The sequence below is a fragment of the Streptomyces sp. NPDC051963 genome, assembly GCF_044593495.1.
In the GTDB taxonomy this organism is placed as follows: Bacteria; Actinomycetota; Actinomycetes; order Streptomycetales; family Streptomycetaceae; genus Streptomyces.
This window is the reverse complement of the sequence record NZ_JBIUCC010000002.1, coordinates 7,644-27,778: the sequence shown is the minus strand read 5'-3', so window position 1 is coordinate 27,778 and position 20,135 is coordinate 7,644. Positions and strand designations below refer to the sequence as shown.

The 20,135-nt window shown below is 70.8% G+C and carries 20 protein-coding genes; 13 read left to right on the top strand and 7 right to left on the bottom strand.

Features of this window, described 5'->3' with window-relative positions; genetic code table 11:
• The first annotated feature begins 196 nt into the window (after positions 1–196).
• Positions 197–1,153: a D-2-hydroxyacid dehydrogenase family protein gene (locus ACIHFB_RS06655; protein ID WP_400125662.1), complete on the top strand. Its 957-nt coding sequence runs from the start codon at positions 197–199 to the stop codon at positions 1,151–1,153.
• A 9-nt stretch (positions 1,154–1,162) separates the two neighbouring features.
• Here the strand turns inward: ACIHFB_RS06655 and ACIHFB_RS06650 are convergent, their stop codons facing one another.
• Genes ACIHFB_RS06650 through ACIHFB_RS06635 form a run of 4 tightly spaced genes read right to left on the bottom strand, consistent with a single transcriptional unit; the run spans position 1,163 to position 3,904 of the window.
• Entirely contained in the window at positions 1,163–1,747 is a 585-nt protein-coding gene (locus ACIHFB_RS06650; protein WP_400125660.1) for a DUF2087 domain-containing protein, read from the bottom strand.
• Between the two features lie 45 nt (positions 1,748–1,792).
• On the bottom strand, positions 1,793–2,653 hold the full coding sequence (locus ACIHFB_RS06645; protein ID WP_400125658.1) for a tyrosinase family protein: 861 nt from the start codon (positions 2,651–2,653) through the stop codon (positions 1,793–1,795).
• A complete protein-coding gene (locus ACIHFB_RS06640) occupies positions 2,637–3,125 on the bottom strand; it encodes a tyrosinase family oxidase copper chaperone (protein ID WP_365279490.1) in 489 nt (162 codons plus the stop codon). Before ACIHFB_RS06640 ends, ACIHFB_RS06645 begins: the two co-directional genes overlap by 17 nt.
• A gap of 59 nt (positions 3,126–3,184) precedes the next feature.
• A complete protein-coding gene (locus ACIHFB_RS06635) occupies positions 3,185–3,904 on the bottom strand; it encodes a beta-glucanase (RefSeq protein WP_400125656.1) in 720 nt (239 codons plus the stop codon).
• A 260-nt stretch (positions 3,905–4,164) separates the two neighbouring features.
• Between ACIHFB_RS06635 and ACIHFB_RS06630 the strand changes: the two genes are divergently transcribed.
• The 4 genes from ACIHFB_RS06630 to ACIHFB_RS06615 all read left to right on the top strand — a co-directional run bounded on the left by ACIHFB_RS06630 (position 4,165) and on the right by ACIHFB_RS06615 (position 6,056).
• Entirely contained in the window at positions 4,165–4,551 is a 387-nt protein-coding gene (locus tag ACIHFB_RS06630; RefSeq protein ID WP_365279496.1) for a hypothetical protein, read from the top strand.
• Between the two features lie 394 nt (positions 4,552–4,945).
• Entirely contained in the window at positions 4,946–5,293 is a 348-nt protein-coding gene (locus tag ACIHFB_RS06625) for a hypothetical protein (RefSeq protein WP_400125654.1), read from the top strand.
• A 62-nt stretch (positions 5,294–5,355) separates the two neighbouring features.
• Positions 5,356–5,673 carry a hypothetical protein gene (locus tag ACIHFB_RS06620; protein WP_365279502.1) on the top strand — a complete coding sequence of 106 codons (318 nt, stop codon included), beginning with the start codon at positions 5,356–5,358 and terminating at the stop codon, positions 5,671–5,673.
• 62 nt (positions 5,674–5,735) lie between these two features.
• Complete coding sequence (locus tag ACIHFB_RS06615; protein WP_365279505.1) at positions 5,736–6,056, top strand: hypothetical protein; 321 nt, start codon at positions 5,736–5,738, stop codon at positions 6,054–6,056.
• Positions 6,057–6,385: 329 nt separating this feature from the next.
• On the opposite strand, the gene ACIHFB_RS06610 is transcribed toward ACIHFB_RS06615, so the two are convergent.
• On the bottom strand, positions 6,386–6,691 hold the full coding sequence (locus tag ACIHFB_RS06610; protein ID WP_400125651.1) for a hypothetical protein: 306 nt from the start codon (positions 6,689–6,691) through the stop codon (positions 6,386–6,388).
• Positions 6,692–7,207: 516 nt separating this feature from the next.
• Here ACIHFB_RS06610 and ACIHFB_RS06605 point away from each other — a divergent pair.
• From ACIHFB_RS06605 to ACIHFB_RS06570, 8 genes are read left to right on the top strand one after another with little or no spacing between them, the layout of a single operon-like run.
• On the top strand, positions 7,208–8,356 hold the full coding sequence (locus ACIHFB_RS06605; protein WP_400125650.1) for a glycosyltransferase: 1,149 nt from the start codon (positions 7,208–7,210) through the stop codon (positions 8,354–8,356).
• On the top strand, positions 8,353–9,819 hold the full coding sequence (locus tag ACIHFB_RS06600) for an exopolysaccharide biosynthesis polyprenyl glycosylphosphotransferase (protein ID WP_400125648.1): 1,467 nt from the start codon (positions 8,353–8,355) through the stop codon (positions 9,817–9,819). The genes ACIHFB_RS06605 and ACIHFB_RS06600 overlap by 4 nt, the downstream gene beginning before the upstream one ends.
• A gap of 6 nt (positions 9,820–9,825) precedes the next feature.
• Entirely contained in the window at positions 9,826–11,154 is a 1,329-nt protein-coding gene (locus ACIHFB_RS06595; protein WP_400125646.1) for an O-antigen ligase family protein, read from the top strand.
• Positions 11,151–12,827, top strand: coding sequence for a murein biosynthesis integral membrane protein MurJ (gene murJ, locus ACIHFB_RS06590; RefSeq protein ID WP_400125644.1), 1,677 nt, complete (start codon positions 11,151–11,153; stop codon positions 12,825–12,827). Before ACIHFB_RS06595 ends, murJ begins: the two co-directional genes overlap by 4 nt.
• Entirely contained in the window at positions 12,817–13,608 is a 792-nt protein-coding gene (locus tag ACIHFB_RS06585; RefSeq protein WP_365279517.1) for a polysaccharide deacetylase family protein, read from the top strand. Before murJ ends, ACIHFB_RS06585 begins: the two co-directional genes overlap by 11 nt.
• Positions 13,605–14,747, top strand: coding sequence for a glycosyltransferase (locus tag ACIHFB_RS06580; protein ID WP_365279520.1), 1,143 nt, complete (start codon positions 13,605–13,607; stop codon positions 14,745–14,747). Before ACIHFB_RS06585 ends, ACIHFB_RS06580 begins: the two co-directional genes overlap by 4 nt.
• A complete protein-coding gene (locus ACIHFB_RS06575) occupies positions 14,744–15,406 on the top strand; it encodes a lipopolysaccharide biosynthesis protein (RefSeq protein ID WP_365279523.1) in 663 nt (220 codons plus the stop codon). The genes ACIHFB_RS06580 and ACIHFB_RS06575 overlap by 4 nt, the downstream gene beginning before the upstream one ends.
• Complete coding sequence (locus ACIHFB_RS06570; protein ID WP_400125641.1) at positions 15,403–16,512, top strand: GNAT family N-acetyltransferase; 1,110 nt, start codon at positions 15,403–15,405, stop codon at positions 16,510–16,512. The genes ACIHFB_RS06575 and ACIHFB_RS06570 overlap by 4 nt, the downstream gene beginning before the upstream one ends.
• Here ACIHFB_RS06570 and ACIHFB_RS06565 read toward each other — a convergent pair.
• Entirely contained in the window at positions 16,503–17,828 is a 1,326-nt protein-coding gene (locus ACIHFB_RS06565) for a glycoside hydrolase family 26 protein (RefSeq protein WP_400125639.1), read from the bottom strand. The two genes, ACIHFB_RS06570 and ACIHFB_RS06565, sit on opposite strands and share 10 nt — an antisense overlap.
• Before the next feature lie 143 nt (positions 17,829–17,971).
• The gene (locus tag ACIHFB_RS06560) at positions 17,972–19,888 is read right to left on the bottom strand and encodes an AMP-dependent synthetase/ligase (protein ID WP_400125637.1); all 1,917 of its coding nucleotides are present in this window, start codon (positions 19,886–19,888) and stop codon (positions 17,972–17,974) included.
• Positions 19,889–20,135: the final 247 nt, after the last annotated feature.

The following is a 20,135-nucleotide window of genomic DNA, read 5'->3' as shown; positions in this document are numbered from 1 at the left end:
GCTCCCACGGAGGCAAGGCGCTGACCTGCGATGGAAGGAAGGGGCTATCAACAGAGAGGAAGCTGGTCAGTCGTCACCGGGATCAACGTCGTGCGCAACCCCGAGAAGCCGGCGCGCGTGGCGCGGGAAACCGTCGTGAGCCGGTGAGTTGGCGTTGACGTAGGGTCGGGTCCCCCGGCCATGGAGAGGAGCCGCCGTGCGGCTGCGCTGTGCTGTGCTCGACGACTTTCAGCGGGCGGCGACGGACGTCGCCGACTGGTCACCGCTCGCGGACGATGTCGAGGTCGTCAGCTTCGACTCCCACTTCCCGGACGAGGACGCCCTCGCCGAAGCCCTCGCCGACTTCGACATCGCGGTCACCCTGCGCGAACGCGTACCGTTCCCGGCCTCGCTGCTCGCCCGGCTCCCCCGGCTGAAGCTGATCGTCGCGTCCGGCATGCGCAACACGGTCATCGACTACGCGGCCGCCGAGGCGAACGGCGTCACCGTGTGCGGCACCGCCAGCTCCTCCACCCCGCCCGTAGAACTGACCTGGGCCCTGCTGCTCGGCCTCGCCCGCGGCATCGTGCCGGAGGCCAACGCCCTGCGCTCCGGCGGCCCCTGGCAGTCCACGGTCGGCGCCGACCTGCACGGCCGCCGCCTCGGGCTCCTCGGCCTCGGCAAGATCGGCAGCCGTGTGGCACAGATCGGCCTCGCCTTCGGCATGCACGTCAGCGCCTGGAGCCAGAACCTCACCAAGGACCGCGCCGACGAGTACGGCGTCCACCTGGCCGCCAAGGAGGAGCTGCTCGCCGACAGCGACTTCGTCTCCGTCCACCTCGCCCTGAGCGACCGCACCCGCGGCCTGATCGGCCCCGCCGAACTCGCCCTGCTCAAGCCGACGGCGTATCTGATCAACACCTCACGCGCGGCGATCGTCGACCAGGACGCCCTGCTCACCGCCCTGCACGAGGGCCGCATCGCCGGCGCCGGAGTCGATGTCTTCGACACCGAGCCACTCCCCGCCGACCACCCGATGCGCACGGCCCCCCGCCTCCTCGCCACCCCCCACCTGGGCTATGTCTCGCAGGCCAACTACGCGACGTACTACGGCCAGGCGGTCGAGAACATCCAGGCGTATCTGGCGGGTTCACCGCTACGACAGCTGCCCTGACGTCGGCGGTCAGGCGATGTCGGCGGCCTCGGCATGCCCGGCCGGCCGCCGGTAGACCCCTTCGCTCCGGTACAGATGGTGCAGGTCCACCAGATGGCGCCGGAGCGTCACATGGTCGATGTCGTCGCTGTCCTGACACCAGGCGCGCAGCTTCTCGTTGACGGCTCGTTCCGGGTACTCGACGCCCGGCTCGAAAGTCCGCTCGGCGATGTGCCGCAGCACCAGCTTCTTGCGGGTCCACTGCGCGGGCAGCCGGACCAGCCGCCCGTCCCGGACGAAGGTCCGCAGGATCATGTCGGCCCGCTCGTCCCCGGAGGCAGGGCTTTCGACGGCCTCGGAGTCCCGCCGCGCCGCCGCCCGCGTGTACTCCTTGAACAGGCCGTACGCGACGCCCAGTTCCCCGTCGTCCCCCGCCGTCACCACGCCCTGCTCCCGCAGTCGCCGCAGCGCCACGGCCGTCTCCCTCGGGGACAGCTCCGCCGCCCGGGCGACCTGCTCGGCGTTCCCCGCGCCCAGTGCCACGGCGGCGAAGGCGCGCACGCGGCTCTCCTCGGCGAACAGTCGGACCAGTTGTTCCGTCGGATCGGTTGCCATGCCCGGAGGCTAGTGGACGTCGTTCGCGGGGCCGAACGATTTTCGCTAGGCGTACCGGTAGACCCCGGACATGTCCTCCAACTCGTCCGGAGTCACGTCCCACGGCGGCAGCCTCTGATGCCGGGCGACGATCCGGCCGTACTGGGCGCTGCCCGGGCCGGGCGGCTGCGCCGGCAGATAGCGGTGCCCGCGGTAGCGCCGCTGCCAGCGCTGCCACTGGAGGTCGACGAAGGCGTGGACCAGCCAGAAGACGGGGTCGTTGACGGACGCGCCGGTGAGCATGGCACCCCCGACCCACCGGTGCACCCGGTTGTGGTTGCGCCATGAGCCGTTGCTGCCGCCCCATCCCTCCAGGTTGTTGCGGAAGCCCTGGGTGACCGTCGAGTCCCACGGCGGGACGTCGTAGACGGGGTCGTCGAGCGCCCGGTTCAGATCGTCCCGGGTGGGCAGATCGATCGGACTCCGCGAGCGGCCCAGGTCCCTGGTGAGGAAATCGCCGTCGGTGATACCCGCCCTGATGGTCCATCTGCCCGCCGCACGGGCGAACGGCCCGGTCATCACCTGCCGGTCGCCGGGCCGCCCGTTGCCGCCGAGCAGTTCGTCGGTCCACGGCACCGAGGTCGTCGTACGGTCCCGGGTCCAGTCCCAGTACGGCACCGTCACCGAGGAGTCGACGCGACGCAGGGCCTGCTCCAGGTCCAGCAGGAACCGGCGGTGCCAGGGCAGGAAGGAGGGCGTCATATGGGCGGCGCGCAGACCACGGTCGCCGTCCCCGACGAAGTGCGCGATGTGCAGCCGTACGAACTCGTCGTACTCACCGCTCCGTTTGACCTCGAGCAACGCCTCGACGAACCGCCGCCGCTCGATGCGCGTCAGCTTGCTCGCGTCCTTACGCACGTACGTCATGCTCTGCCCCCTTGTGCGGGTGTCCGCCGCCGAACGGGCCGGGCGCGAGGTTGCGCAGCCGTCGGCGGGGCCCCAGTTCGTCGACGGCCGCGCGCGTCGCCTCCAACGGGTTCAGGTAGCAGCTGTAGTGGTCGAGCATGCTCAGCCAGGTGCCGTCGGCACGGCGCATCAGATGCAGCGGATGGCCGTCCACGGTGACGTGCCATTCGACGTCGACGGCGCCGAGACCCCCGGGAGGAACCAGAGCGCCCTGAATACGGCGACCGTGGTAGGTCTCGTCGAACGCGGTATCGCTGTCGGTGTCGTTGTCCGCCGGTTCGTCCGCGGGCCGCAAGGGCCGTGAGGCCGCGACGACCGGGGTCAGCGCCACGGCGGCGGAGGCGGCGAGCAGCCCCCGCGTAACCTCCCTCCGACTCCGCTTCCCCGGCCCCTGTTCCGCATCCTCCGATACCCCACCGGCGCTGACCGTCATCGCTCACTCCTCGCACGGTTCGGCTGTCTGTACGAGCAACCGAGCAGGGCGCCCCACGGTCACCACCGAAGCGGCCATACGGCGGTGTCGCCCCGGTAGACGCGGACGTAGTCGACGCCGAAGGTGATCGGAACGGGGGCGGCGGGGGCCGGGTGGTACCGGCCGGCGCTCAGCGACAGGTTCAGGATCAGGTACGCCGACCAGTCGGGGCCGACGCCGGTGCCGTCGCAGCAGACCCGGTTGCCGTTGACGTACCACTCGACGGATTGCGCGCCGCAGCGGGTGCCGACGGTCACCCACTTCTTCGGGGCCACCGCGTCGACGTCCGAGTGGTACGTCGACGCGCAGTTGACGTGGTTGGACAGCTCCAGCAGGTTCGGGTTGTCCGGGTGGTATTCGAAGACGTCGATCTCGTTCTCGCCGTCCTTCCAGGTCCACAGCGCCGGCCAGGCTCCGGTCCCGGTGGGCAGTTGCACGCGGGTCTCGATGTAGTCGCCGGTCCTCACCTGGAAGCCCTCGCCGGAGTACTCGGTGGTGAGGAGGCCGGTGTGCCAGGCCTGTCGGCCGTTCTCCAGGACGTGGCCGGCCGGTGTGGCGGTGAAGGTGGCCATGCCGTCCGAGACGAGCACGCAGTCGGGGGTGAGCCAGTCGAGCTTGTTGTCGTCCGGGTTGTGATCGCCGTAGCGGTAGGCGCTCGTTCTGTCGCCGACCCATTTGGAGCCCCAGGCGATCGGGGCGTTGAACTCTTCCGACCAGATGAGCGACGTGCCGGTGATCATGAGGCGAGGGTAGGTGAATTCTGCTTTCGGATCGTCTGCACAGTCGAACCGCGTCGGATCGAGTCGAACCGAGTCGGACGCACAATACGATCAATTGATTCGCCGACCAAATGCCAATCAATTCGCAGCGCTCTGCGCATTGCATTCTTTCACTCCTGTGGCATTCATGCGTATGGAGTAACGCGTCGCTTTTGCGGAGCTCATGGACTGCTATGTTCTCCAACCGTCGGATCAGAGGTAACTTTCACGCGAGGTGAATCATGAAGAAGGCAGTTTTCACCACTGCGGCGTTGGCCATCGGTGCGGGTCTTGTGGGTGGCTCCGCCGCCGCGGCGTCGGCCGCCGGGGGAACGGGGATCAACACGAGCCCGCTCGGTCTCATGTCCCCGACCAAGGTGACTCCGGCGGTCGTGCCCGCGGCCGACGCCGTGACGCGGCTGGCCCGCGAGGGGCAGATCGGAAAGGGCAGCGCGTTCGACCAGAACGCCTCGGGGGGAATGTCCGGCATTTACCTGGACGGAATGGACCCGAGCGCTGACAAGAAGCCCACTATTCCGGTGAAGAACCCGGCCGGAAAGGGCTCCGTCCAGGTCCACCCGCTGCAGGCCCCGACCGCCGCCGGGCTCGGCACCTTGCTCGCCAAGTGACGACCCGGCAACCGGGCCCGGAATTCTGAGACTCTGATCCGGTTCTCGGCAGCCGGAGACCGACCAGACCCAGACGCCGGCTCCGGACCTGCGGCTCCACCTCCGCACACTGCGGGTCCGCAAGCCCACCGGCCCCGCGAACCATCCGTCCGGCCCACCGGCCCTCACCCTGCCGGTGGGCCGGACGCACGTCGACATCCGCACGGCACAACGAACCAGGTATTTCCCCGGAACACCGCGCGGATTCCAATTCACATCCCCCGCGGTCACGTCGCGTTGCGCCATTCGATGGAATCTGCCCGTGTTTGAATGATCTCACCGTGACTTATGCGCGCTTATAGGGGTTTCCTGGTACGTAAGCGTGCGCAACCGTGAATTCAGGAAGGAAATCGAGTTGTCCAAGAAGTTCGCGGTCATCACGGCCCTCGCCCTCAGCACCGTCGTCGGCACCGCCGGCACTGCCCTGGCCGACGGCGGCAGCATCAGCGGCGGCGGTGGCGGCAACAGCACCACCGTCAAGGGCGGTGACGGCTTCTCGTCGTCCCCGGTCGTCGTGAACGCCCCCCAGCAGGGCGTTCTGGTCGTCAACGGCACCCTCGTCGACGGTCGCTGCCTGGCCCCGTGGTCCAACGGATCCGTTCTCGGCGGCGTCGTCGCAACGAACTCGCACTACGCCAGCTGCAACACGAACAAGATCGATCAGTCGCAGAACGCTGCCTACAAGGGCGGCCTGCTGTTCTGATCTCCGCTCCAAGCAGTACGGAGCAGATGAACCCCCAAACGCAGCCCGGAAAGGCGCAATTCATGCGTAAGAAGGTTACGGCCATTTCCGCCCTCGCGGCAGGCATCGCGCTCGCGGCAGGCGGCACCGCCGCGGCCTGCGACTGCACGGACGTCACAGGCGGTGGCGGCTTCTCGTCGTCCCCCGTCGTCGTGAACGCCCCTCAGCAAGGCGTAGCCGTCGTCAACGGCACGGTCGTCGACCTCCGCTGTGCCGTGCCGTGGTCCAACGGTGCCGTCCTCGGCGGCGTCGCCGCACCGAACTCGCACTACGCCTCCTGCAACACGGCCCAGATCGACCAGTCGCAGGACGCCGAATACAAGGGCGGCCTGCTGTTCTGACTCCTGCCCCGAGCAATTCGGAGCAGGTAAACCCCCAAACGCAGCCCGGAAAGGCTCAACTCATGCGTAACAAGGTTACGGCCATTTCCGCCATCGCCGCAGGCATCGTCCTGGCGACCGGCGGCACCGCGGCGGCCGACGGCGACACCACCACCGTCAAGGGCGGTAGCGGTTTCTCGGCGTCCCCGGTCGTCGTGAACGAACCCCAGCAGGGTATTGCCGTCGTCAACGGCGCCGTGCTCGACGCTCGCTGCCTCGCCCCGTGGTCCAACGGAGCTGTCCTCGCCGGTGTCGTCGCGCCGAACTCGCACTACGCCAGCTGCAACACCAACAAGATCGACCAGTCGCAGAACGCCCCCTACATCGGCGGCCTGCTGTTCTGAGCAGTGCTTCACCCGATGGCGGTCCGCCGGAAACCCGGTGGACCGCCATTGGCTTTTCCACACTGTGGTGAGTTCCGTGGAAAGCCCGTGGGCCCTGGCTGCGTCTTAGCGCGGCCAGGGCCCACAGTCACGAGAGAGCGCCAACAAGGAGGAAAGAGCGCCCATTCAGTATGGACAACGGAGCTGTGCGGGCGATGGTCACCCTGATTCCTTCGTTTGGCCCAGCGGGGGCACAGGGCAATTGCATTCCCTGCATGCCGAAGGGCCGGCTCCGAGGTGCGGAGCCGACCCGGTCGGAGCGGCGAGGAGGAAAGTGCCTGCTCGACCGCCTACTTGCCGACCGGAAGTCCGCCGAGCAGCTGCCCGTCGACGGGGTTCGGCAGCGCGGCGCCGAAGACAGGGGTCTTCACGATTCCCTGGCCCTTCACACGGTCCTTCATGTCGTCCGCCGTGCGCTTCACGTTGTTGCCCACGAAGCCCGTCGGCACCTTGGCGGCTGCGGGGAGGCTGCGCGCGACCGTCTTTCCGTCCTCGACGAGGCCCTGCGACGGCATGTCCACCGCGGCGGCGGGCACAGTGCCGCCGGCGATGGCAAGGGAGCCGACGACCATGGCAGCGGCCTTCAAGTTCTTCATCGTGCGCCTTTCTTGGCAAATCATCTTCCGTAACTCGCGGCCGGCAGAGGGGGTTTCATTTCTTCGGGCATCGCGAGTGACTCGGTCTCAGTTCTCCCGGGCTAACGAGAGTGGCCCTTCCTGGAAACTCTGCCGCCGCCAAGTTCCAGGAACTCATACGAAAAGACCCGTTGTGCCGCCCGGCATCAGAGGGGCGGCAGGCCTGGCAGGTACGCGGTGGGCATGCCGCGCTCGGCCCTGCCGCGCGTCCCGCACCGGGAACACCCCGCACGGCGACTCCGAATGGGTGGTCCGGCGCGAGAAACAACTCGGAAAACGTCGCCCTTCCAACACGAATGACCGATTAGGCGATAAATATGGCTATGCGCCTGGTGCTGCTCAACCCCTCAACCCAATGAAGCCTGTTGAACCACAGAACCGAACCCTCTCGAACAGGTGCGGGATTTCAAATCGCGAACGCGAGTCGCACACCCGTTGCCGGTTCGGACGATTCACCTCGGAAGGGCAGCCTCGGTCATGGATATTTCCCCGGGTCCCGCCCCGCACATTCTGCATGTCGCTCAGCCCGTCGAGGGCGGTGTCGCGCGGGTCGTGACGGACCTGGTGGCGGCACAGCTCGCCGCGGGACTGCGGGTGACCGTGGCCTGTCCGGAGGGCGGCACGCTGACGGACGCCCTGCGCGCGCTGGGCTGCACGGTGCTCCGCTGGGACGCGACCCGCTCACCGGGACACCGGCTCCCGGGCGAGGTACGGCGGTTGGGGCGGCTCCTGGACGAGGTGCGGCCGGACCTGGTGCACGCGCACAGCGCGAAGGCGGGGCTCGTGGCCCGGCTCGCGGTGCACGGCCGCCTTCCGACCGTCTTCCAGGCGCACGCCTGGTCCTTCGAGGCCGCGGACGGAGTCGTCGCGCGGCTGGCGCTGGGCTGGGAGCGGTTCGGGGCGCGGTGGGCGGCGCGTGTGGTGTGCGTGAGCGAGGCGGAACGGCGTACCGGGGAGCGCTGCGGAATCACCGCCCACTGGCGCGTGGTCCCCAACGGTGTCGACACGCAGAGATTCCGGCCGGAGGGAGACAGCGCGCGGTCCGGGGCCGGTCCGCTCGTCGTGTGCGTGGGCCGGCTGTGCCGGCAGAAGGGGCAGGACGTGCTCCTTCAGGCCTGGCCCGAGGTGGTGCGGCGGGTGGCCGGCGCGCGACTGGTGCTGGTCGGCGACGGCCCGGACGCGGACCGGCTGCGTGCCGGTGCGCCCGCGTCGGTGGAGTTCGCCGGCGCGCAGTCCGACATCGCCGCCTGGTACCGGGCCGCCGACCTCGTGGTCCTGCCGTCCCGCTGGGAGGGCATGGCGCTGGCCCCGCTGGAGGCCATGGCGTGCGCCCGGCCCGTCGTCGTCACCGATGTGGACGGGGCACGCGAGAGCCTGCCGCCCGGTCATCTGCCGTACTGCCTGGTACCGCCGGAGGACCCCGGCGCGCTGGCACGGGCGCTGACGACGCTGCTGCGGGACGAGCCGCTGCGTACCGCGCTGGCCGCACAGGGCCGCGCGCATGTGCTCGCCGCCCACGACCTGCGGGACGCCACGGAGGCAGTGACCGGCGTGTACCGCGAACTGCTCGGCGTCGCCAGGACGCCGGTCGTATCCACCGAGGCCAGGAAGTGCATCGCCACATGACCGCGGACAGCACCGTTACCCCGCCCGCGGGGCGGCAGCGGGCGGCAGAGGGCGCCGTCTCCGTTCTCTCCCCGCGCGGCTTCGCCGCCGGCCGCCGGTCGCCCGCCGGGCAGGGACCCCGTCGTCCGCGGCGGATCTCCCCGGCGCCCTTGTGGCTCGTCGACGGCGCCGCCGCCCTGCTGGGCGCCCTCGTCGTGCCCGCGGCCCACGGATACCCGTTGGTCATCGCATTGCTGGCCCTCGGAGTGATCGGTCTGAACCGACGGGCCTCGCTGTACGACACCTCGGTCGCCCCCCGCGTACTCGACGAACTCCCCGCCGTCTGCGCACGGATCACCGTCGGCTGGGCCGCTGTCGCGGCGCTCTCACCGCTGCGGTCGGTGGAGTTGACCGTGCTGGTCGCCGCTGTCGCCGTGCACTGCGTGGCGGCGTGCGTGGGCCGTGCGGCGGTGCACGGGCGCCGGCGCCGGGCACTGCGGCGCAGGCCCAGTCCCGCTCTGGTGGTCGGTCCGGTCGCGGCGGCCCGACGGGTCACGGCCGCGTTGCTGCGCCAACCGGGCTGCGGGGTACGGCCGGTGGGGCTCGTCGCCGACAGCCTGGAAGTCCTCGGCGACGCCGACGACGAGTCGGGGCTGCCGGTGCTGACCACGGGTCAGGACGCGCGCCGGGCGATCGTCCAGAACGGTGTGGAGACGGTGCTCGTCGTGGGGGCCGGGACTCGGGTGGAGAAAGCGGCTGTGCTGCGGGGTCTTGCCGCGTACGGATGCGTGCTGTGGGAGCTGGACGCGGACCCTCCGTCGTACGGCCCCGCCGGTTGGCACGAGGGGACGGAACAGCTGGCGGGTTTCTCGCGCAGGTTGCTGTGTCCCGTGGGCGTACGACGGCCCGGCAGCGTGGGCAAGCGGGTGCTCGACGTGGTGCTCTCGGGCCTGCTGCTGGTGCTGGCCGGCCCGGTACTGCTGATCTGCGCGCTCGTGCTGCGGGTCATGGACGGGCCCGGCGTGGTGTTCCGGCAGGAGCGGATCGGCAAGGACGGGCGGCCGTTCACGATGCTGAAGTTCCGCACGCACCGGCCCGCCAGCGCGCACGAGTCCGCGACCCGCTGGAGCGTGGCCGACGAGCAGGCGATGAGCCGCTTCTGCCAGTTCCTGCGCCGCACCTCGCTGGACGAACTGCTTCAGCTGTGGAACGTCTTCCGCGGCGACATGAGCCTGGTCGGGCCCAGACCCGAACGGCCTTACTTCGTCGCCAAGTTCAGCCAGGCCCATCCGGGCTACCCGGCGCGCCACCGGATGCGGACCGGGATCACCGGACTCGCCCAGATCCACGGGCTGCGCGGCGACACCTCGATCGAGGACCGGTGCCGCTACGACAACGCCTACATCGACAACTGGTCGCTGTGGCAGGACGTCTGCATCCTGGTGCGCACGGCGGCACAGTTCGTACGGCCGACGGGGAGCTGAGCACCGGTGAGCACTCCGTCTGCGGTCTCGCCCCCGTTTGTGCTGTCCCTGCCGGCGCTGCGCCGGGCGCTGCCCGTCCTGCCGGTGGTGGCGGTCGTCGCCCTGCTGGGGCTGCCGGTCGCACCGGACAGCGCCGCCACCCCCGCCGACGCGGCCTCGGGGCTGCTCGTGCTGTGGGCGGCCGTCCACACCGCACGCCGGGCGCGGCGCCCGCTGACGCAGACGGCGGCGGTCGTGCTCGGGCTGCCCGCCGTGGGCATCGCGGTGGCGGCGGCCGGGGCGTTGACGCCCGGTGACGCGATCACCGGACTGGCCCGCTACTTGCAGGTGTTCGTGCTCGTCCCGGTCGCGGTGGTGCTGCTGGTGCGGGACCGTCGCGATGCCCGGCTGGTGCTGTGGTCGCTGGTCGGCCTCGCGCTGTGGCAGGGGGCGATCGGGGTGCACCAGTACCTCACCGGGACCGGGGCCTCGTACGACGGGGCCGAGATCCGTGCGGTGGGTACGTTCGGGCCGTCCGACGTGATGGGGATGGCGACCGTCGTCGCGTACGGCGTGGTGGCGGCGACCGGTCTTGCCCTGGGGACGAAGGCGCGGCGGCAGCAGGTCGTGGCGGTCGGATGTGCGGTGGCGCTGCTCGTGCCGCTCGCGCTGTCCTTCAGCCGGGGAGCCTGGATCGCCACGGTCCTGGCCTGCGGGGCGCAGTTGCTACTGGCCGGGGTGCGGCGGGCGGTGGCGGTGTTCGCGGCGGCGGTCGCGGCCTCGGTGGTGCTGGTGGGCGGGCTCGGTGTGGGCGTTTCGGTGCTGGAGGAGCGGCTGACCAGCATCACCCAGGTCGCCGACGCGCCGGACCAGTCGGTCGTCGACCGGTACACCCTGTGGGCGGCGGCCACCGACATGTGGCGCGAACACCCGGTGACGGGGGTGGGGTTGAAGGCCTTTCCCGCGCACCGGGACGGCCATGCCTCGCTCGCGCTGTCGTCCGGCAGCGACACGGGAGGCGCGGGCGAGACATACCGGCGCCAGCCCCTGCTCTCCCCGCACAACATGTATCTCCTGGTCCTCAGCGAGCAGGGCCTGCTTGGCCTGCTCACGGTGGCGGGCAGCTGGCTGGCCCTGCTGGTCTGCGCACTGCGCCGGCTGCGGCGGGGCGGACGCGCCCAGAACTACGCGCTCGCCACCTGCGGGCTCCTGTTGTGGACCCTCATCGACTTCCTCTACGCCGACATCGGCGGCCCCTCCACCGTCCTGACGGCCATCTGTCTGGGCCTGGCCGCCTGGTCGGCACCGGCCGACGACGCTACGGCTCCCCCGGCCGCGGAATCGAGCGCACGATGACGCCCGGGCGCACGACCGACATGGTCAGCCGGTCCCCGGGCGACAGCGGCACCCTCACGACGGACGCCGCGCGGGAGGGCGCTGCCTCGCGGCGGTTTCTTGCGCGGGCGACGTTGTTGTCCGCCGTGTTGTCCATGGCCGGGGCGCTGTTCGGGCTCGGGCGGGATAGGGCGCTTGCGGAGCTTTTCGGGGCAGGGGCGGATACCGATGCGTTTCTGGTGGCCTGGACTCTGCCGGAGATGGCGTCGACGCTGCTGATCGAGGACGGCATGGCGTTCGTGCTCGTGCCGGCGTTCAGTGTGGCTCTGGCGCGGCGGGCGGCCGGGGCCGGTACCCCCGACCCGGTGCACGCCCTGGTCGCCGCCTCGCTGCCGCGGCTGTGCCTCGCGCTCGCCGGCGTCGGCGCCGCGCTCGTGGCCGGGGCTCCGCTGCTGGTCTCCGTTCTGGCGCCCGGTCTGCCCGATCCGTCCCTCGCCGTGTCCTGCACCCGGCTGACGGCGACGTGCGTCCTGAGTTTCGGGCTGGCCGGGTACTGCAGTGCGGCGCTGCGGGCCCACCGCAGTTATCTCGCCCCGGGCGCGATCTACATCGCGTACAACATCACGATCATCGCCACGATGCTCGTGCTCAGTGAGCGCTGGGGCGTGCGGTCCGCCGCTCTCGGTGTCGCGCTCGGCGGGTGCCTCATGGTCGCCGTCCAGGCCCCGTCCCTGTGGCGGCGGATCGCCGGGCGGCCCGACGGGCCCGGCTCCGCGTACGACGGGGGCGGCGGCGACGGCGACACAGGCAGGCTGCTCTCGCGTGGCCTCGTCTGCGCGGTCCTGCTCTTCACGCTCGGCCGGCAGTCGCAGGTCCTCATCGAGCGCTACTTCGCCTCCGGGCTGCCGGCCGGCGCGATCTCGCACCTCAACTACGCCCAGAAGGTCGCCCAGTTGCCGATGTCGCTGGCCATGATGGTGTGTGTCGTCACCTTCCCGGTGGTGGCGCAGGCCGTCGCCCGGGGCGACACCCGGCGGGCCCGCGACCGGGTCGAACGGGACCTGGTGCTGGTGGCCTCCATCGCGCTGCTGGGCGCCGCCGCGATCGTGGCCGCGGCGCCGCAGATCGTCCAGCTCCTGTTCCAGCGCGGTGCGTTCACCGCCGGGGACACCGCCGCGACCGCCGCCGTCATGCGGGTGTACGCGGTCGGACTGCTCGGTCACACGCTGGTGGGGGCGCTCGTACGGTCGTACTTCTCGGCCGGCCGGACCACCTGGTACCCCCTGGGCGCGATGGGTGTGGGCGTGCTCGCCAACGTCGTCATCGGCGCCTGGGCCGTGGAGCAGTGGGGCGCCCGCGGCATCGCCGCCGCCAACGCGGTCGGCATCACCCTGACCGCGCTGCTCCTGCTGCACGGGCTGGGGCCGCGCAGCGTGCCCGTGCGGGTCCGTCGGATCGTCGCCCGACTCGCCGGACCGGTGTGCGCGGCCGTGTGCGCCACCGGAGCCGGGCTGGTCTGCGCGGGGCTGTTCGCCTCGCCCGCGGCGTCCGTCGCCGCCTGCTGCATGTGCGTGACCGCCGTCTTCCTGCTGCTGGCCTGGATCTTCGACGTGGCGGACACGCGGTCCCTCCTGCTTTCCGTCGTGCACTCCGTCCGTCGCTCCGTCAAACGAAGGCTTCGCCATGGTCGCTGACACCTCCGCCGCGCCGAACACGGCCGCACCCGATCCCGCACCACCCGCGGGAGGACGCCCGGCGCGGCGTTCCGCCCCCTGGGTGGCCATGTACCACTCCGTCTCGGACTGTCCGGACGACCCGTACAACGTCACCGTCACCCCCGCGCGCCTCGACCGGCAGCTCGCCTGGCTGTCCGGCCGCGGTCTGCGCGGGGTGAGCGTCCGGGAGCTGCTCGCGGCGCGTGCCCGTGGCGCGGCGCGCGGCCTGGTGGGGCTCACCTTCGACGACGGATACGACGACTTCGTCACCCACGCGCTGCCGGTACTGCACCGCTGGGACTTCACGGCGACCGTGTTCGTGCTGCCCGGCCGGCTCGGCGGCGAGAACGCCTGGGAGGCGACCGGCCCGCGCAAGCCGCTGCTCGACCTGGACGGCATCCGCCGTGCCGCGGCCGCGGGCATGGAGATCGCCTCGCACGGGCTGGTCCACGTCGATCTGACCAAGGCCACGGACGAGGAACTGCACGCCGAGACCAATGACAGCCGGCACCGGCTAGCCGGGATCACCGGCGGCGACATCGAGGGCTTCTGCTACCCGTACGGATATCTCGACGAGCGTGCCGTCGCCGCCGTACGCCGGGCCGGCTACCGCTACGCCTGCTCGATCACCCCCGGCCCGGCCGGCTCCGGCGACTTCGCGCTCCCCCGCATCCACATCGGACAGGCGGACACCTCGCTGCGGCTGGAGCTGAAGCGACGCCTGGCCCGGATCCACGGCCGCGCCCTGGAGTCCGCGTGAGGGCTCTGCACGTCATCACCGGCCTCGGCGTCGGCGGAGCGGAACAGCAGCTGCGGCTGCTGCTGCGCCATCTGCCCGCCGAGTGCGACGTGGTGGCGCTGACCAACCCCGGCCCGGTCGCCGCGGGCCTGACCGCCGACGGGGTCCGCGTCACCCACCTCGGGATGCGCGGCAACCGCGACCTCGGGGCGCTTCCCCGGCTCGCCCGGCTGATCCGCGCCGGCGGCTACGACCTCGTGCACACCCACCTCTACCGGGCCTGCGTCTACGGCCGGATCGCCGCGCGGCTCGCGGGAGTTCGGGCCGTCGTGGCCACCGAGCACTCGATCGGCGCCACCCGGCTGGAGGGCCGGCCGCTGACCGCGGGCATCCGCGCGCTGTACCTGGCCGGCGAGCGCCTCGGCCACGCCACGGTCGCCGTCTCGCCGACGGTGGCCGAGCGGCTGCGCCACTGGGGCGTGCCCGGGCCGCGCATCCATGTCATCCCGAACGGCATCGACGCACCCCGGTTCCGCTTCGACGAGGTGCGCCGCAAGGAGGCGCGGGCATATCTCGGGCTGCCCGAGGACGCGTACGTCATCGGCGGTGTGGGGCGCCTCGCCCCGGGCAAACGTTTCGACCTGCTGGTCCGCGCACTGACCCAACTTCCGGGTGACGTACGGCTGTTGCTGGTCGGCGGCGGGTCCGAGGCGTGGCCGCTGCGGCGTATCGCCCTGGGACTGGGGGTCGGGGACAGGGTGGTGCTGACCGGCGAGCGGCCGTCCCTGCCGGAGCCCGGCGACGACGCACCCGACCTGGCCGCCCTGCTGTCCGCGATGGACGTGCTCGCCTCGCCGTCCACGGAGGAGTCCTTCGGCCTGGCCGTGGTGGAGGCGCTGGCCGCCGGGCTCCCCGTGCTCTACACGAGCTGCCCCGCCGTCGAGGACCTGCCGCCGGACGCAGCTCCCGGTGCCCGGCGCGTCATCGGCGACGAGGGGGCGTACGCGCGGGAACTGCTGCGACTGCGGGCGGCCGGACCGGGGATGCGAACCGCTCCGGCCGCCGTGGACCGCTACGACATCGCGTGCAGCGCCCGGCAGTTGATGAATGTGTACACGGCCGCTCTGTCCGGCTCGACCCTGGAAGTGAGTTCCCCATGACCGACAACCCCGATCGCAGTGCACGGCGGTTCCGCCGGACACGCGTGAAGCGGCTGCCCTCGTGGTGGCTGCTGCCCGCCGGCGCAGTGCTCGGTGCCGTGGCCGGTGGCGCGTACGGCCAGTTGAAGCCGCCGCAGTACACGGCGACCAGCTCCGTCGTGGCCGTGGCGTCCGGCCGGTCCGACGTCGACTGCACCGACGCGCTCGGCTTCGCGCAGGCGTACGGCCGGGTGGCCCCGCAGCTCGCGGTCCTCGGGGACGCGCAGATGTGGGCCGGCGTACCGGCCGCGACGATGCGCGAGAGCGTGCAGGTCGCCACCTCGCCGGACGCGCCGATGGTCTCGGTCTCGGCGACCTCGTCGAAGCCGGGCCAGGCCGTCGACATCGCCAACGCCGTATCCCGTGCGCTGATCACAGAGGCCGGTCACACCAAGAAGCAGACCGGCATCCGACTTGAGCGCCTCTCCCGTGCCGTGAAGCCCACCGAGCCGTCGTCGGCGTCGTCGGAACTGACCACGCTGGTGGGCGGTTGCGCCGGCGCTCTGCTGGGTGGCCTCGCGCTGCTGGCCCGGCCGCGGCGGGCGGAGGACGACGAGGCGGGTCGGGCACCGGTGCCGGGGCCTGCCCACGCCGCCGACGCCCGCGGGACGCTCGAATGATCTCGGCCGGACGCGCGCTGTCGGTGGAGGTGTGCACCGACGAGCGCGCGTTCGGGGAGCTGGCCGGGGAGTGGGAACGCCTCTTCCGGGCCTGTCCGTCGGCGACACCGTTCCAGAGTCATGCCTGGTTGCACTCGTGGTGGCTGTCGTACGGCAGTCCGGGGCGGCTGCGGCTGGTGCTGGTGCGCAGAGGCGGTGAACTGGTCGCGGTGGCACCGCTGATGCGGAAGTACCGGCCGCTGCCGGCGCTGGTGGCGATCGGGGGGACCATCACCGACTTCTGCGATGTGCTCCTCGATGAAGCGGCGGCGGGCGAGTGCACCTCAGCGCTGGCTGACGCCCTGGGTGAGCTGGCCCGCACCGCTTTGATCGACTTCCGTGAGGTGCGGCCGGGCAGCGCGCTGGAGCGGGTCTACCGCTGCTGGCGCGGACCGCGGCACCGGATGCGCGACTCCCTGTGCCTGGAGTTGCCCGCCGTGCCCATGGACGAGCTGGTCGGGCGGCTGCCTACCTCGCGGGCCCGGCGCATCCGCAACAAGGTGAACCAGCTCGCCAGGCTCGGCGTCGAGTGGCGCGTCGTGCGGCACGACGAGACGGAGGCCGCGCTCGGTCGGCTCCTCGAACTGCACCGGCTGCAATGGCAGGACAGGAAGGTGTCGCCGGAGCACATGCGGCCGCGGTTCCTGGAGCACCTGGTCCGGTCGGCGGTCTCCATGGCCCGGTCCGGCGAGGCCGCGGTGACGGAGTTCGTGCTGGAGGGCTCGGTCGTGGCGGTCAAGCTGAATCTGCTGTCAGGGGGACTGGCGGGCCTGTACATGTACGGCTTCCACCCGCAGTTGCGGGAGCGCAAGGTGGATGTGGCGACGATGCTGCTGTGCGCGTCCGCCGACCTTGCGTCCGACGGTGGGCATCGGGTGTTCAGCCTGCTGCGCGGCGACGAACCGTACAAGTACCGCTGGTGTCCCGAGACGGTCGTCAACGAGCGTCTGCTGCTGGCCCGGCGCCGCACCGCACCGCTGCTGGCGGCCGCCGTCGGTGAGGCGGCCGCCCGGCGCCGCGCCAAGAAGGTTCTGCGCGGGAAGTCCGGTCCGCCGGATCAGGAGTAGCGCTCCGCCCACTGAAGGCAGACGGTGAGCTTGCCGCCGATCTGCTGCTCCAGCCAGCCGGAGAGGTCCAGCGGCGTGCAGTGCGGGAGCTTGGAGGGCATGGGTGGGAGTGGAGGCGTGGGCGTGGGCGTGGGCGTGGGGGTGGGGGTGAGTGGGGGTGTGGGGTTCGGTTTTGTGGGGTCCGTCGGGGCTGGGATCGGGGTTGGTTTCGGCTCGGGCGGGTTGGACAGCACCGCGCGGTACAGGGCGGAGGCACGAGGGTTGGCGGAGCACAGCCATACGCCGTGCGGGCAGTAGTCGGTGATCGTGTTGTAGAACGGCTTGTGCTCGTCCATCCACGCGAGCATGCGCAGCATGTACGTGACGTTGTCGCCGTTGCGGAACAGACCCCATTCCGGATACGAGATCGGCTTGTCGTGCTCCCGCGCGAAGTCCACGTGGTACTTCAGGCCGTAGGGCTCGGTGACCTGCTCGTCGAACGTCATGTCGTGCGGCTGGTCGTACGAGTCCATGCCGACGATGTCGACGTAGTCGTCGCCGGGATAGCACTTCGGCCAGGGAATCGCGTCGGTGCCGCGGCTCGGGGCGAAGTCGAACTTGAACTTCTGGCCGGGGACCGAGCGCATGACGGTGACGATGCGCCTCCAGTACCGCTTCCATCGCTCCGGATCGGGGTCGCAGCGATGGGTGTACGTGATGCCGTTCATCTCCCAGCCGAGCACGAGGACCGTGTCCGGCACCCCCAGCTCGACCAGCCGCTCGGCCAGCACCCGGAAGTGGTCGTCGAACTCGCCGGCCGCGGCGCGGCGCAGCAGTTGTCCGACCTCCCGGTCGGGGACGTTCTCCTCGTTGCGTTCCATCAGCGGCACGTTGAGCACGAACAGCCGGTCGTCCTGCGCGCGCCGCCACTCGGCCCAGCTGTTGAGGAAGCCGTGCGCGCCCTCGATGTTGTTCCACAGGTCCCCCGGCAGATACGTGTGCCCCACGCGCACTTCGTGACCGCCCAGCCAGCGGGTGAGCTGCTTCATGCGCTTGAGCCCTGGGGGGCCGTAGTGGAGGTACGCGCCGAACGCGGGCTGGTGCGCTGCGATTCCCGGCGGGGCGTGGCCTGCGTCCGGGGGTGGCGGGGATGGGGATAGGGCTGGGGATGGGGGCGGGCTCTGCGTCATGGGTGTGGAGCGCTGTGGGTCTGGGCGGGATGCGGGGTCGGCCGGGAAAGGGAAGGCCAGGCCTGGAGCTACGGCCGCCGCCGCGACCAGTGCGGCGGTGATGAACGTCAGTCGAGTTAGCGCGGACCGGCGGCGTTCAGGGGCCATGCGTCCTCCTTTGGTGCAGCTCCTCTCGCACGGTGACACATGGTTATATATACGCCTATTACGCCAAGTCAGGGGGGAAGCTCGGCGTGGGTCGCCCGCATGGGTGATCGCTGAAGGGGCATCAGGTTCGGTGCGCGCCTCGATCAGGTTCGGTACAGCCTCTCGATTTCGGACGCGTACGTTGTCATGGCTGCGTGCCGTTTTACCTTCAGGGACGGGGTCAGCAAGCCGTTGTCCTCGTTGAACTCGCCCTCCAGGAGGACGAAGGCCCGGATCGACTCTGCGCGGGAGACCGCCTCGTTGGCGTAGTCCACCGCCTTCTGGACGTCGGCGCGCAGCCGCGGGTCCCGGACCAGGTCGGACAGCGGGGTGTCGGCGGGCAGCTTGCGGACCGACAGCCAGTGGGTGACCGCGTCGGGGTCGAGGGTGATCAGCGCGGCGATGAAGGGGCGGTTGTCGCCCACGACGATGCACTGGCCGACCGGCGGGCGGCTGCGCAGGCGGTCCTCCAGGACGGCCGGGGAGACGTTCTTGCCGCCGGAGGTGACGAGGATGTCCTTCTTGCGGCCCGTGATGGTGAGATAGCCGTCCTCGTCCAGGGCGCCCAGGTCGCCGGTGGCGAACCAGTCGTCGGTGAGTACGGCGGTGGTTGCGGCCTGGTTGTTCCAGTACGTGGCGAAGACCGTGCCGCCCTTGATGAGGACCTCGCCGTCGTCCGCGATGCGGACCGTGGTGCCGGGGACCGGGAGGCCCACCGTGCCGGGGCGGGGCTTCAGCGGCGGGACGATGGTGGCGGCCGCTGTGGTCTCGGTCAGGCCGTAGCCCTCGTAGACGATGATTCCGGCGGCGTAGAAGAACAGGTTGAGGTTACGGTCCAGTGGGGAGCCGCCGCTGATCGCGTAGCGCATGCGGCCGCCCAGTTCCTTGCGGATGCGGCGGTAGACGATGAGGTCGTACAGGGCCCATGCCGCGTAGAGGGTGGGGCTTGGGCCCTTGCCTGTGGCCAGGAACTTGTTCAGGTATGCCTCGCCGAAGCGGACGGCTGTGCGGTCCGCGCGGTCGAAGGAGGCTCCTCTGCCGATCTTCTCCGCTGTGGCCCGGCCCGTGTCGTGGATCTTCTCGAAGAGGTACGGGACGCCCACGAGGAAGGTCGGGCGGAACTCCTTCAGCGCCGGGCGGAGTTCGTCGGGCTTGATGCTCGGGCAGTGGCCGATCTCTATGCGGGCCATCAGACAGGCGATCTGGAGCGTGCGGCCGAGGATGTGGGCGAGGGGGAGGAAGAGGAGGGTCGACGCGGTCTGGCGGGTGACCTCCTTGAACAAGGGGTGCAGCAGCTCGACCGTGTTGGCCGCCTCGGCGTGGAGGTTGGCGTGGGTGAGGACGCAGCCCTTCGGTTTTCCCGTGGTGCCCGACGTGTAGCAGACCGTGGCGGTGGTTTCGGGGGTCAGTGTCGTGCGGCGCTTGGTGACCTCCTCGTCGGGGATGTCCCGGCCCAGGGCGGTGAGTTCGGTGAGGGCGTTTGCGTCCAGTTGCCAGGTGCGGGGGGATGTGGGGTGGTGGGTCGTGGCTGTTGTGAGGCTTTTGGTGTTCTCTTGCGTCTCCGTGATGGCGAAGCGGGTGCCTGAGTCTCGGATGATCCACTCGATCTGTTCTGCGGAGGACGTGGCGTAGATCGGGACGGTCTGGCCGGCGGCCGCCCAGATCGCGAAGTCCAGGACCGTCCACTCGTAGCGGGTGCGGGACATCAGGGCTACCCGGTCGCCTGGTTCGAGGCCTGCGGCGATCAAGCCCTTGGCTACGGCGGTGACTTCGGCGGCGAAGGCGGCTGCCGTGACGGGGTGCCAGGTGCCGTTCTGTTTGCGGCGCAGGACTACGGCTTGGGGAGTCTCGGCCGCGTTGGTGAAGGGGATATCTGCGGTGCTGCCGGTGGTGGCTCGTGCTGCCAGGGGTGGGGTGCGGGCCTCTCGGACTGTGCCGTCGGTGTCCTTGACGATCTCGACCCTTGTGCGGGTCAGCAGGTCGGTGCGCTTGGCCCGTTTCAGATCCTTGCGTACGCCCATGTCGGCTCCCTGTTTCTTACCCGTGAGTCAACTTACTCGTGCGTAACGGGGGGTCAATGCCTGCGGCGGCCTGTTGCGGTTTGTGGGGTGCGCGCGTTGCGCCTGCGGGTGGGGGTGGGTCGGGGACGTGGGGGGGGGGGGGGGGCGCGGCCGGGGGGGGGGGGGGGGTGGGGGTGAAGGGGGCGGGGGGGGGCGCGCACCCCCCGGCGGGGGCGCCCCCCCCCCCACGCCCCGCCGCCGGAGGCGG

What these genes read in the sequence shown, in the direction of transcription:
- ACIHFB_RS06635 (WP_400125656.1), bottom strand. Translation starts at nt 3,904, where the DNA reads ATGATCACCGGCACGTCGCTCATCTGGTCGGAAGAGTTCAACGCCCCG.
- ACIHFB_RS06620 (WP_365279502.1), top strand. Translation starts at nt 5,356, where the DNA reads ATGCGTAAGAAGGTTACGGCCATTTCCGCCCTCGCGGCAGGCATCGCG.
- ACIHFB_RS06560 (WP_400125637.1), bottom strand. Translation starts at nt 19,888, where the DNA reads ATGGGCGTACGCAAGGATCTGAAACGGGCCAAGCGCACCGACCTGCTG.
- ACIHFB_RS06570 (WP_400125641.1), top strand. Translation starts at nt 15,403, where the DNA reads ATGATCTCGGCCGGACGCGCGCTGTCGGTGGAGGTGTGCACCGACGAG.
- murJ (WP_400125644.1), top strand. Translation starts at nt 11,151, where the DNA reads ATGACGCCCGGGCGCACGACCGACATGGTCAGCCGGTCCCCGGGCGAC.
- ACIHFB_RS06640 (WP_365279490.1), bottom strand. Translation starts at nt 3,125, where the DNA reads ATGACGGTCAGCGCCGGTGGGGTATCGGAGGATGCGGAACAGGGGCCG.
- ACIHFB_RS06585 (WP_365279517.1), top strand. Translation starts at nt 12,817, where the DNA reads ATGGTCGCTGACACCTCCGCCGCGCCGAACACGGCCGCACCCGATCCC.
- ACIHFB_RS06565 (WP_400125639.1), bottom strand. Translation starts at nt 17,828, where the DNA reads ATGGCCCCTGAACGCCGCCGGTCCGCGCTAACTCGACTGACGTTCATC.
- ACIHFB_RS06630 (WP_365279496.1), top strand. Translation starts at nt 4,165, where the DNA reads ATGAAGAAGGCAGTTTTCACCACTGCGGCGTTGGCCATCGGTGCGGGT.
- ACIHFB_RS06605 (WP_400125650.1), top strand. Translation starts at nt 7,208, where the DNA reads ATGGATATTTCCCCGGGTCCCGCCCCGCACATTCTGCATGTCGCTCAG.
- ACIHFB_RS06615 (WP_365279505.1), top strand. Translation starts at nt 5,736, where the DNA reads ATGCGTAACAAGGTTACGGCCATTTCCGCCATCGCCGCAGGCATCGTC.
- ACIHFB_RS06600 (WP_400125648.1), top strand. Translation starts at nt 8,353, where the DNA reads ATGACCGCGGACAGCACCGTTACCCCGCCCGCGGGGCGGCAGCGGGCG.
- ACIHFB_RS06645 (WP_400125658.1), bottom strand. Translation starts at nt 2,653, where the DNA reads ATGACGTACGTGCGTAAGGACGCGAGCAAGCTGACGCGCATCGAGCGG.
- ACIHFB_RS06650 (WP_400125660.1), bottom strand. Translation starts at nt 1,747, where the DNA reads ATGGCAACCGATCCGACGGAACAACTGGTCCGACTGTTCGCCGAGGAG.
- ACIHFB_RS06610 (WP_400125651.1), bottom strand. Translation starts at nt 6,691, where the DNA reads ATGAAGAACTTGAAGGCCGCTGCCATGGTCGTCGGCTCCCTTGCCATC.
- ACIHFB_RS06575 (WP_365279523.1), top strand. Translation starts at nt 14,744, where the DNA reads ATGACCGACAACCCCGATCGCAGTGCACGGCGGTTCCGCCGGACACGC.